An 11,771-nucleotide genomic window follows, 5' to 3' on the forward strand; every position below is an offset into this window, starting at 1 on the left:
TTATTCAATTTATATAATAGAAGTCTTATTTACGTCTTTTATTAAATTTAGTTTTATTGGATTCAGTCAGTGGGCTCCTCAGTTGTTACATCGAGAGCAATCAGATTTACCCCGTGCGATTTATTACCAACACTTTAAGCTGCACTCTTTTGTAAGTTACTTTTAATCAGGTTCTATTCCATATAGTAAGGATTCATATGAATAAGGACTTCCCCTACATCTGGATATTTATTTAATATTTCATTTTTTATATCACGAGCTATATCATGGCCTTGTTTAATTGTTAAATCATGATTAATTGAAAGACGGACGTCTAAAATCTTATAGTGACCGTGTTCTCTTGCACGGATTTTGTCTATTCGTTTTACTTGATTAAATTCATGAATAGTGGATTCATATCCGTCTAAAAGATACTGATCCACGCTTTTTTCCATTAAAATATCAACAGAAGGTTTAATTAATTCCATTGCGATTCTAAAAATAAAATAAGCTACTAAAGCACTTGCGATAGCATCCGCGTATAACAAAAATGGCCATCCAATTGCATTTCCTATAATCGCTAAGAGGACTCCTATAAATGCTGCAAGGGAAGCAACAATATCACCTTTATGATCATAAGCAATCGCTATTATAGCTTTACTATTCCACTTTTCCCCCTGTTTTATGGAGTATCTATATAATATTTCTTTCGCTATGTAAGAAATTATGGCTACTATTAATGCACTGTATTGAGGTACACCGGGCTTTTCAAAAAATGCTAAAATTGCTTCTACGAATATATATAGTGAAACTAATATTAATATAATTCCAACGATCGCTTCACTAATAACCTCTGCTTTACCATGCCCAAAGGGATGATCCTTATCAGGTGGTTTATTAGAGATACCTACAACTGCTAGCACAGCAATCGAAGCTACTACATCTGCACCAGAGTGAATTCCGTCTGCAAATACAGCCTCACTACCTCCAAAAAGGCCAAAGAATATTTTACCTATCATTAGAATTAGGTTGGATGCAAGTGCAATCCATGCAACTTTTTTGCTAATTTGTTCTCTCTCACTAACCATTTATTTCTCCTCCGATTAAGAGTTTTATAACTAAAAATGAGGGAGGAAATACTCCTCAAATACCCTTAATCTGCTTCCTACAATTAATACTCAACTATGATATCAGACGAATATCGAGTGGGTCTACAACAACCTTTTTTACCATTACTAAATAAATTTAGAGCGTAAAAATAAGTTTCCTCAGACCAAATTAGTAACTCGGATTAACCGTGATTTTCTCATTCAGAATATCCTTCAAATGAATTCTTCATTAAAGTGTAATTGCAAATTTTTACGTGAGGTTTTGAAATTGGTATATATTGTATTTTTCGAAATCGGGAGTGGTGTTAATAGAAATATCAACAATTATAAAAACTGATGACTTACCAACCTTTGTAAGTAGCGGTCAGCAACCCTGGACATCATATGCGACCTTTGGTTGGTAAAAAAGAAATAAAACGGAGCCATTTTTTCTAATGGCGCCTAGCATCATTTCATTATGTAATAGTCAGGAGGCACAATTGAAATTTATAGAGATCGGTATAGGAAATAAGTGGTTTTTACGAACAGAAACAGAGCTTAGTGATGGTAGCGAAATCGAAGAAAAAGGAATCTCCTTCCCTATAAAATTTCAATCGGTATACATTAGAATTTGGATAAGAAAAACAGTACTTACCTTTGATTCTAAGTAAGGCATAAAAAAACAAGAAAAACCGTAGTGATTTTAAGATTATTTTGGGGATCGTAAGTCTCTGAACATAGTATTAATGATAAAATATAGTTCATCTTTTATTAATCAATGGCGCTAATCTCATTCTCTGAAATTAATCAGTATCGTGCAGAAGCACCGATCTTTGAGAAAACAGTCTTTATTAGTTGTTAAGTATTACCCACTTCATGTGCTGCTATCACTTATTTGTAGAAAATATCCCATAGTCATTACTTTTGTGAAATCTAATTCCACTACGGTATTTTGGGCATCTTCAAGATCATTAACAAATACATCTAGAGGTTTACTATCATCAGTTGGAGAAACAACTCCTAGCTCTTCCAAAGTATCAACTAATCTACTGAATCGTGATAATTTCTAAGTTTTCTTTGTAACATTGAAATAGAAGATCTGGTTCTTTAATAACTAGCTTAAATTTGATATAAATTCTTCGAGGATTTTAAAACTCTGCATTATGCGGAACATGCGCATCTGTATACAGTACTTGTCCATTAATCATACGACGAATAGCTGGATCACCTTGATACGGAGCTCGTTTACGAATAACGGACATCTGTTGATCTACCTCTGGACCAAGTGAAGCTCCTGTATGAACATAAATTCGGAATTTTTCCTCTTTGCTTTTTCTACAAGAGCTAGAGGTTCTATTTTGAATCGCCAGCCCACGAGGCCGCTTCTTGTGCTGCTACATTTTTATCTTGTAAGGGAACATGACGAATTTTCTTATGTGCTAGTTTAAAGAAAAATTCCTTTGATGCACATTTTCGGCTAGTAAGATAGCAAATTACTCGTCTTTTTGAAAGAAATAACTTCAAGCAAGAAACCACCTACTTATTAAATAGTAGATGGTTACCGTATTTAATGATAATAAATCTATTCGTTCTTACTTCGTTACTGTCTCACTGTTATCTTGAAAGAACTTCTCCATATCGTCATCTGTAAATTCAGCTAATGTTTTATAGGTATACTGTGGATTTCGATCCTTATCAATGACGACAGAGCGTACACCTTCAAAGAAATCATCGTGTTTTAAAAAGTTTTTAGCCAAGATTAAATCTGTCGCAAAACATTCTTCTAATGTTTTATCTCGCGCATCTATAAGCTGCTTTACCGTAATTTTTAACGAAGATGGAGATTTAGACAGAAGCAACTGCTTTGTTTCATGTGAAAACTTGCTTGGGTCATTGTCTAAGGACTCTACTATCTCTTCCACTGTATATTTTGAGAAATGTTGATCTATTTCATTCTGAAGGCTGGCGAGTTCACTGTTTCCTAAAGTTTTACTTGAATATGTCTCTATGAATTGGTTTAAAGTTGTTTTTGTTTCCTGTGCATGCCAGTCAGTCTGTTCAACGCGTTCAAGGAATTTTTGTAGATTATCGCTCGTCATATAGCTTTCAGCGCCATTGGCAAAGAGTACGTCCTCAGCTTGGATGACAGAAGCGGTTAATGCTAAGTAGTATCCTATAAAGCCTGGTGCTTTATTTAAGAAATAGGCAGCTCCAACATCTGGAAAGAAGCCGATGTTCATTTCCGGCATCGCCCATTTTGTCCGTTCAGTAACGATTCGATGGCTAGCCCCATATGTTAAACCGATCCCACCTCCCATGACAATGCCATCAAGGCAGGCAATAATCGGTTTAGGATAGTGATAGATAGCTATATCTACTTGATATTCTTCTTCAAAAAAGACTTCGGCATTTTTGAAAGCTTCCTGACTGGAGCGAGCTTTATAAAGAGTTTTAATATCACCCCCAGCACAAAATCCCTTTTCACCAGCACCCCTTAGGATGATTAAGTGGATTTGATCATTTGCTTCCCATTCTTTCAATTTCTCTCCGATGGGCTTTAGCATTTCAGTGGAAAGTGAGTTTAAAGCTTGTGGTCGATTCAGTGTAATGATTGCTGCTCCACCGTCACTGACCGAAAATGTTACTTCGTTCTCCATATTAGATCTCTCCCTTAAAAATGTTTAAAGTGTGGCTGTCTTTTTTCAATAAATGCCTGAACGCCTTCTTTAGCATCCTCTGTTAAAAATAGCTCAGCAAAACGTGTTCGTTCAAGTTCCAGTCCTTTTTGGAGATGATCTTTCCCGCCCTGAATTACACACTCAATTGTACGGGATACACTTGTCATACTTTTACCATCAACAAAAGACTGAGCAATAACTTTTGCAGTTGGCAGAAGGTCCTCAGGTTCCGTCACAAGTTGAATAATGCCTAGTTGTTGTGCCGCGTCAGCACTTAATTGTTTGCTTGTTAAAATTAATTGTAAGGCCTTTGCTTGACTCGTCATTCTGCTAAGTCGTTGTGTGCCGCCGAATGTTGGAAGTAGCCCCAGTTTTAATTCTGGTAAACCAATAATGGCATTACTAGAAGCGATTCTGAAATGGCAGCCTAATGCTAGCTCTAGTCCCCCTCCAAGGGCTGGACCATTAATGGCAGCAATAACAGGCTTTTTCATGGCTTCAATTTCATCACAAAGAGCTTGTCCTGCCTCAGCCATTTGCAATGCTCTTTCCTGTTTTCCAAAGGCAAAAACAAATTCCTTAATATCCGCACCAGCGGCAAAAAACCGTCCAGAGCCTGTAATAATGATGGCGTTCGTTTCTTCGTCCACCGCTAGCTCTTGGAAAATGAGACGAAGATTTTCAATAGATGCTGATGACAAGGTATTTGCTGGTGGATGATCTAAATGAATAATCGTCATGGAACCTTCTTTGCTTACATTTGCAAATGTATAGACCATAATCGTTTCCCTCCTGTTTATGAAAATTAACTAATAGATTTTGGATTGTCGATGATACTTCTCGCAATCTCTCGCTTTTTCATAAAGAGATTCTGATGTAGCGGGGTGTTTAAATGTTGAATATCATCCAACCGTGTTTTTCGTATTGGCTCATTTGTTTCAGCAGAAGAAATAATGTCAATTGTACTTTCTACTATTTTACGGTAGCCCTCCTGGCACAATATATCAGTCATCAAGTGTTTCGTTTTTTCATATGCAGCCTTTTCCGTTCTTAGCAAAGAAGATTCCATAACATAAACATCCTTTGCCATATCAGCCAACAGACGCATGTACTCCTGCTCTTTTTCCAAATTAATTTGTGCATTTGCAATGACAGAAATGGCTATTTGCATTAAATACTTGGAAAGCTGGATGTATTGATGATTACTTTCTGATGGTTGATATGCTACTGAAACATTATCTGTAGAAGCTGTTTGCGCATGCTTTTTATATAATATTTTAGCAATTGTTAGGCGATTGATTTCATTCGTTCCTTCAAAAATACGGCTAATTCTTGCGTCACGATACAAACGTTCTACTTCATAATCTTGCATATAACCATATCCGCCATGTATTTGAACGGCTTCATCTACAATTTTCCCTAGTGTTTCTGAGCAATTGACTTTATTGAGTGCGCATTCCATAGCGAAATCTGCAATTTTATGAACCATTGACTCTTTACTAGCTAACTCCATGACATCATCCATTTCTCCAGCTGTTCGGTATGCAGCACTTTCTGCCCCATAAATCAAAACTGCCATGTCAGCAAGTTTTTCCTGTATCATTGTAAAATCAACGATTGGTTTTTGAAATTGTTTTCGTTCCTTACCATAATTCACAGCTAATTGAAGTGCCTGTTTGGACGTTCCGATGTTTGAGAAAGCTAGCTTTAGTCGCGCCATATTCAATATATTCATAGCAACCTTATGGCCTTTTTCAACTTCGCCAAGAACATTTTCACTAGGTACTGCAACGTCCTCCAAAATAAGGGTAGCCGTCGAAGACCCTTTAATGCCCATCTTCTCTTCTTCTTGCCCCACAGATACTCCTGCAAAGGAACGTTCTACAATGAAAGCAGTCATTCCTTCGTTTGTTTTCGCAAAAACAACAAAGATATCTGCTAGCTGAGCATTGGTTATCCATTGCTTTTCACCGTTTAATACCCATGCTGTGCCATTCTCATTCAAAATCGCATTTGTTTTGGGACGTAATGCATCTGAACCTGCGTCTGGTTCTGTCAGGGCATAGGCTCCAATCCATTCACCTGAAGCCAGCTTTGGTAAGTACCTTAACTTTTGTGACTCATTTCCAAAATAGACATAGGGTAATGTGCCGACTCCTGCATGAATATTGTAAGATACACTAAATGAGCCACCATAGCCCATTCTTTCTGCAACTAGCCCTGAGATTTTTTTGTTGAGCTCAAGTCCCCCACAGGCTTCGGGTATCTCAATGGCAAGTAATCCAAGGTCACCTGCTTTTTGAAATAATTGACGAGTGACATCATATTGATGAAGCTCTATTGATGAAATATTAGGTGAGACATCCTGTTTAATGAACAGCTCTGCAGTTTTTGCTATGAGCTTTTCCTCATCCTGAAAGTCCTCAGGTGTAAAGATCGTCATTTTGTCTTCTAGTTTATCCATACTAGGCCCCCCTTGAAAGAAAGAGGAGAAAAGCAGATTCCTTTTCTCCTACTTTATTTCCTCTTTAGGTAAGATGGTTTTCGCCAACTCACTATCTAAATCTTCGAATTTATAATAAGAAATTGTTTCATATAAATCACTTCTAGTTTGCATATCCTCAATAGCTTCTTTTTGAGTCCCTGTATTTTTTATTAAGTCAAACACTCGTTCATATGCTTTTGCTGCTATTCTCATGGATGTAACGGGATAAATAACCATCGCATAGCCCATTTTTTCAAACTCCTTAGCTGTATAATAAGGAGTTTGACCAAATTCAGTCATATTGGCTAATAAAGGAGCATCTAGCTCACTTGCAAATTGTCTAAACTCTTTTTCCGATTGTAGAGCCTCTGGAAAAATAGCATCCGCCCCGGCTGCTACATAGGCTTTAGCTCTCATGATAGCCTGTGCTAAACCTTCTACAGCCCTTGCATCTGTACGGGCTACAATAACTAAAGTAGGTGCTACTTGTTTAATCATTTTTATTTTTTGTATCATTTCCTCTTGGGAAACGAGTGCTTTACCATTCAAATGACCACATTTTTTGGGAAGATTTTGATCCTCAAGCTGTACAGCAGCCACTCCTGCCTCTACCATTTCACGAGCTGTTCGTGCAACGTTTAATACACCACCAAAGCCTGTATCAATATCTACTAGTATTGGTAAATTAGTAGCTCGAATAATATCGCTAGCACGCTCAGCAACTTCATTTGAATAAATCATTCCTAAATCAGGTAAGCCCCTGCTCGCTGTGTAAGCAGCTCCAGAAAGATACAATGTCTCAAAGCCAACTTTTTTAGCCATTAAGCCTGCCATTGCATCATGCGCTCCTGGTATTTGAAAAATAGTAGAACGAGTGATTAAAGCTCGAAATTGTTCAGCCAATTGTTTTTGCGAAACTGCTTCATTTACAATCCACGCCATCTATAAAACCTCCTAAATAAATAAATCTACAAATTCATGAACATAACTATTTTCAAGAAGCTCTTTTTCAGCACAAATTTGATTAATGTTACTTAATTGTTTTTTGGAATAATGTGTACTCATATTTTGCTGGAATTTATCAATGATTTGAGGGAATGCCTCCTCACGACGGAAACGGTGTCCTAAAGGATATTCACACTCAACTAGCTCTGATGATGAGCCATCTTTGTAATAAACTTGAACAGCATTGGCAATCGAGCGTTTTTCAGGGTCTAAGTAATCGATTGTATATTGTGTTTTTTCAATGACCACCATTTTATTTCTCAAGTCATCGATACGTGGATCTACGGCCACATCATCTTCATAGTGGTCTGCTGTAATGTCACCATAGATGAGACCAATAGCTGTAATGTATTGAATACAATGATCACGATCAGCCGGATTATTGAGAGGTCCCTCTTTATCGATGATGCGAATGGCAGATTCATGTGTAGTAATTTCAATTTTTTCAATATCGTTTAATCGATTTTTCACTTCATGATGTAAATGTACGGCGCATTCAGCAGCGGTCTGTGCATGAAATTCAGCCGGATAAGAAACTTTGAATAGAACATTTTCCATGACATAAGATGCAGGTGGTCTTGCAAGTTTTAATTCTTGTTTATTAAAGAGAACGTCTTGGAATCCCCAGCCAGGTGCTGAAAGGGCAGTTGCATAACCCATTTCACCTTTCACGGCCATCATAGCTAATTGCACTGCCCTACTTGTTGCATCTCCAGCTGCCCATGATTTTCTAGAACCTGTATTAGGTGCATGTCGATATGTTCGTAGGCTTGAATTATCAATCCAAGCATTTGACAATGCATTGATAATTTCTTGATGAGAGCCACCTAATGCCTTTGTCACAACAGCTGTTGTCGCAATTTTGACAAACAGAACATGATCTAAACCTACACGATTTAAGCTATTTTCTAGTGCTAGAATGCCTTGTATTTCATGGGCTTGTATCATCATTTCTAAAACGTCTTTCATTTTTAGTGGCTCTTTACCCTCTGCAATACGTACGCGACTCAAATAATCCGCAACAGCTAATATGCCACCTAAATTATCTGAAGGATGTCCCCATTCAGCCGCAAGCCAAGTATCGTTATAATCCAACCAACGAATCATACAACCGATATTGAAGGCGCCTCTAACTGGATCAAGAACATAGGAAGTTCCCGGAACACGTGTACCATTAGGGACGACTGTACCTGGTACTACTGGACCAAGAAGTTTCGTACATTCAGGATACTGTAAGGCTAAAATGCCACAACCCAAAGTATCCAATAAAACATAACGTGCTGTTTCGTATGCCTCTTCACTTGTAATCGTTGTATTTAATACGTAATCGGCAATATCAGTTAGTAATTGATCTGTCTTAGATATGTCATTTGTTTTAATCATCTATATCTTCCTCTCAAGGCATGAATTTGATATACTGGTATACTGATGGACATTGGTCAGAATGCCCATCAGCTCTATGGCGAGTTGTTAAAACTTGATTATACCGATAATTCTTCAAGGTTATGACGCTCGCCAATATAATTGACACGAGGTCTAAATAATCTATTATTGTCATGCTGCTCTATCACATGAGCACATAAGCCGATCGTTCGTGAGCCAAAGAAGATTGGCGTATATATTTCAATCGGCAAACCAAGCATGTAGTACACTGGTGCTGCATAATAATCTAAATTTGGGTACAACCCTTTTTTCTGTATCATCACTTTTTCACCAGCTTCACACATGTGATATAAGCGGTGATCCCCTTGCTCCAAACATAATTTTTGCAAAGCCTCTTTCATAATTTGTGCTCTTGGGTCCATCTTTTTCATATATACACGGTGACCAAAGCCCATAATCTTTTCTTTATTTTGTAGTTTGTTTTCCAGCAATGTTTCAAAGCCTTCAACTGTTTTGGCTTCAAGAAGCATATACATCACTGCCTCGTTTGCCCCACCATGTAAATTACCTTTCAATGATGCGACAGCTCCAGTTAAAGCACCATACAAATCAGATTGTGTAGAGGCAATTACACGAGCTGTAAACGTCGAATTTGGCATCTCGTGTTCACTATATAAAACGAGTGACTGATCAAAGATTTCTTCTTCTAACGCAGTTGGTTTTCTGCCAGTAATCATGTAATAAAAATTTGCACTATAGGAAAGCCGGCTATCAGGCTCCACGACATCTTGACCATTTAATACACGATAGCTATTCGCTACGATGTTGGGCATACCACCTAAAAGTCCATATGCTCGCGTCAAATTCTTTTCAGTAGAACGATCATTGATGTGCTGATCATAGCCTGCTAAAACAGAAATTCCTGTTCTAAGCCCATCCATAGCATGTGTTCCATTAGGTAATAACTTGAAAATTTGAAAAATCTCTTGTGGAACTTGATAATTTGATTTCAACTGGTCCTGTAAATCAACTTGTTGCTCGGTAGTTGGTATTTCCCCATGCAATAATAAGTAGACAATGTCTAAATATGAATATCTCTGTGATAATTCAATCAAATCATAGCCTCTAATGACAATTTGACTTCCTACAGTGTCTAAAAAAGATAATTTTGTTTCAGCGGCAATGATGCCATCAAGACCAGGCGAATAATTTAACTCCATTCATTACAACCCCTTTGTTTAATTATTCTTGTAAGCGCTACCAATCAAACACAAAAGAACAACAAAAAAACAACTTCTACCCCTTTGTGAAGTTGTTAATCTACAAAAGCATGACAGAACAAAAAAACAGTGAATTTACATGAATTCACAAAAATCATGCAGTAGCTAACACCTCCCTATCCTCGTAGGTCAATTGATGCTTATTTAGTGGCAGGTCTCCTGACTTATGATCAACGCTACAATAACACCTTCCCATTTTGACAAACAAAACAGTGGTCTTGTTATCGAACTCCTAAATACAGTTGCGGGACAGTGTTGGACTCTCACCAACTTCCCTTTTAATCAAATAGAATCAAATCCATTTGAACCACCAAAATTTAGCATATTCAATTTGTCTTTTTACCTTAACATAGAGCTTTCAAAACAATCAATATAGTTGAAATTTAGAAAAGCTTGATTATAAAAAGCTATTTTCCATTTTTGAAGAACTATTCTATATTTTTTAGCACTATTTTGCACAAAAAAGATTGTTGATCAAAACTAATGAAGCTATTTTTAAAACTTGTAAGTAGAATAGAGGATTCATTTTATGGAAAAACGAATATGTTCGATACTTTGGTGGGGATTAGCAGGGGGCACTATGAAATAACTGAGACTTTAAAAGATGTTGCTTGCCGTGAACTTCATGAAGAAACAGGACTCTTGGCCAATGAAATTACCTTGATTGGCATTTTTTCAGAGACCTGATTATTACTTCCAATTTCGAAATGAGGATGAAGTCTATATTGTCATTTATCTTTATATTGCTAAAAATGTAAACAGGACTCTTACATATCACTAAATTTGATATCAAATCTCGATGAATTATACGGTACTCTATATAAATAATGATATAATATAAGAAATAATTTTATTAAAGAAGGTACGAATATGGAAATACGACAGCTTGAATACTTCTTAGTACTGTGTAATGAACTTCATTTTACAAAGGCTGCCGAAAAATTGAATATTACTCAACCAACGCTTAGCCATCAAATTAAAGTATTGGAAAATGAACTGGGCATTCCACTATTCGATCGACTAGGGAAAAAAATAGCGATTACAGATGCTGGTAAGATATTACTTGAGCAATGTACCTATATATTCCGTGCAATAGATAATACAAGCAATCAGATAATTGAACTTAAAGAATTAAAAGCGGGGAAATTAGTTATTGGCACTTTACCTGGTGAATTAACAAATTTAGTGTCAGACTATTTGTTAGACTATCATCTTGAATATCCAGATTTACAAATTTGCATAAATAGCTCGGATGATTTATTAAAACAATTTAAAGACAATAAAATAGATTTTGCTATTTCCTATAAACAAGAGTACTTCGATTATGAGGATGAGCAGCTTCAAATAATTCCTTTGTTTACTGAAGAACTACTATTCGTTGCTCATAGCGATCATCCACTATTAGCATCTGAAAAAATAGCATTTCAAGATGTTTTAGAGCTTCCACTTATATTATTTCCAACTATCCATCAATGCAGAAAAGTAATTGATAGTATAGCTCGCAAAGAAAAGCTTCATGTGAAACCTAAAATAGAGACAGCTAGTATTCAAGCTATTTTTAAACTAGTTGAACAAAATGTCGGGGCAACAATTATATCGAAAACACTTTGCAATCTATATAAAACAAATACTATTTGCGAGCAAACGATATATAATCCACCATTAACGCGAGAAATTGTACTTCTTTATAGAAAAGATAAATTCATTAATTTTGCTGCGAAAGCTTTTATTCGTTTAATGGTTGAGGGGCTTGAAGAAGCGGGCTTTTCAATTTCAGAAAAGAGCCGACAATTGATTCAATCATTAATAAAACAATAAGAAATCCACTAATCACAGCAAGTTGATTAGTGGATTCTATTTTTCTAATGACTAA

At 36.5% G+C, this 11,771-nt stretch carries 10 protein-coding genes, 1 pseudogene and 1 riboswitch; of the genes and pseudogenes, 3 read left to right on the top strand and 8 right to left on the bottom strand.

What is annotated here, in order from left to right; translation table 11 throughout:
- Window positions 1-173: 173 nt before the first annotated feature.
- A complete protein-coding gene (locus tag ACIQLB_RS09825) occupies window positions 174-1,067 on the bottom strand; it encodes a cation diffusion facilitator family transporter (protein ID WP_400724460.1) in 894 nt (297 codons plus the stop codon).
- Window positions 1,068-1,567: 500 nt separating this feature from the next.
- On the opposite strand from ACIQLB_RS09825, the pseudogene ACIQLB_RS09830 reads away from it, so the two are divergent.
- Window positions 1,568-1,802, top strand: a pseudogene (locus ACIQLB_RS09830) (DUF3977 family protein).
- A 618-nt stretch (window positions 1,803-2,420) separates the two neighbouring features.
- Here ACIQLB_RS09830 and ACIQLB_RS09835 read toward each other — a convergent pair.
- From ACIQLB_RS09835 to mmgD, 7 genes are all read right to left on the bottom strand, one after another.
- Window positions 2,421-2,591 (bottom strand): hypothetical protein, encoded by a 171-nt coding sequence (locus ACIQLB_RS09835; RefSeq protein ID WP_400724463.1) that lies wholly within the window; start codon window positions 2,589-2,591, stop codon window positions 2,421-2,423.
- Window positions 2,592-2,659: 68 nt separating this feature from the next.
- Window positions 2,660-3,724 (bottom strand): enoyl-CoA hydratase/isomerase family protein, encoded by a 1,065-nt coding sequence (locus ACIQLB_RS09840; protein WP_400724466.1) that lies wholly within the window; start codon window positions 3,722-3,724, stop codon window positions 2,660-2,662.
- A gap of 14 nt (window positions 3,725-3,738) precedes the next feature.
- Complete coding sequence (locus ACIQLB_RS09845) at window positions 3,739-4,524, bottom strand: enoyl-CoA hydratase-related protein (protein ID WP_400724469.1); 786 nt, start codon at window positions 4,522-4,524, stop codon at window positions 3,739-3,741.
- A 26-nt stretch (window positions 4,525-4,550) separates the two neighbouring features.
- Entirely contained in the window at window positions 4,551-6,209 is a 1,659-nt protein-coding gene (locus tag ACIQLB_RS09850) for an acyl-CoA dehydrogenase family protein (protein WP_400724472.1), read from the bottom strand.
- A 48-nt stretch (window positions 6,210-6,257) separates the two neighbouring features.
- Window positions 6,258-7,172, bottom strand: a complete 915-nt coding sequence (prpB, locus tag ACIQLB_RS09855) for a methylisocitrate lyase (RefSeq protein ID WP_400724475.1) — start codon at window positions 7,170-7,172, stop codon at window positions 6,258-6,260.
- A gap of 12 nt (window positions 7,173-7,184) precedes the next feature.
- Window positions 7,185-8,618 (bottom strand): 2-methylcitrate dehydratase, encoded by a 1,434-nt coding sequence (prpD, locus tag ACIQLB_RS09860; protein ID WP_400724478.1) that lies wholly within the window; start codon window positions 8,616-8,618, stop codon window positions 7,185-7,187.
- Window positions 8,619-8,716: 98 nt separating this feature from the next.
- Window positions 8,717-9,838: a citrate synthase gene (mmgD, locus tag ACIQLB_RS09865; protein ID WP_400724481.1), complete on the bottom strand. Its 1,122-nt coding sequence runs from the start codon at window positions 9,836-9,838 to the stop codon at window positions 8,717-8,719.
- 192 nt (window positions 9,839-10,030) lie between these two features.
- A riboswitch (cobalamin riboswitch) is annotated at window positions 10,031-10,225 on the bottom strand.
- A gap of 156 nt (window positions 10,226-10,381) precedes the next feature.
- On the opposite strand from mmgD, the gene ACIQLB_RS09870 reads away from it, so the two are divergent.
- Together ACIQLB_RS09870 and ACIQLB_RS09875 are read left to right on the top strand one after the other, a co-directional pair.
- A complete protein-coding gene (locus ACIQLB_RS09870) occupies window positions 10,382-10,585 on the top strand; it encodes an NUDIX hydrolase (protein ID WP_400724484.1) in 204 nt (67 codons plus the stop codon).
- 183 nt (window positions 10,586-10,768) lie between these two features.
- On the top strand, window positions 10,769-11,716 hold the full coding sequence (locus ACIQLB_RS09875) for a LysR family transcriptional regulator (RefSeq protein ID WP_400724487.1): 948 nt from the start codon (window positions 10,769-10,771) through the stop codon (window positions 11,714-11,716).
- Window positions 11,717-11,771 lie beyond the last annotated feature (55 nt).

Origin of the sequence: Lysinibacillus sp. NPDC092081, assembly GCF_044755845.1 — a bacterium.
Lineage (GTDB): Bacteria > Bacillota > Bacilli > Bacillales_A > Planococcaceae > Lysinibacillus.

Bases quoted from the DNA above. Each gene is read 5' to 3' on its own strand.
- ACIQLB_RS09825 (WP_400724460.1), bottom strand. From the start codon at position 1,067: ATGGTTAGTGAGAGAGAACAAATTAGCAAAAAAGTTGCATGGATTGCA.
- ACIQLB_RS09840 (WP_400724466.1), bottom strand. From the start codon at position 3,724: ATGGAGAACGAAGTAACATTTTCGGTCAGTGACGGTGGAGCAGCAATC.
- ACIQLB_RS09845 (WP_400724469.1), bottom strand. From the start codon at position 4,524: ATGGTCTATACATTTGCAAATGTAAGCAAAGAAGGTTCCATGACGATT.
- ACIQLB_RS09850 (WP_400724472.1), bottom strand. From the start codon at position 6,209: ATGGATAAACTAGAAGACAAAATGACGATCTTTACACCTGAGGACTTT.
- prpB (WP_400724475.1), bottom strand. From the start codon at position 7,172: ATGGCGTGGATTGTAAATGAAGCAGTTTCGCAAAAACAATTGGCTGAA.
- prpD (WP_400724478.1), bottom strand. From the start codon at position 8,618: ATGATTAAAACAAATGACATATCTAAGACAGATCAATTACTAACTGAT.
- mmgD (WP_400724481.1), bottom strand. From the start codon at position 9,838: ATGGAGTTAAATTATTCGCCTGGTCTTGATGGCATCATTGCCGCTGAA.
- ACIQLB_RS09870 (WP_400724484.1), top strand. From the start codon at position 10,382: ATGAAGCTATTTTTAAAACTTGTAAGTAGAATAGAGGATTCATTTTAT.
- ACIQLB_RS09875 (WP_400724487.1), top strand. From the start codon at position 10,769: ATGGAAATACGACAGCTTGAATACTTCTTAGTACTGTGTAATGAACTT.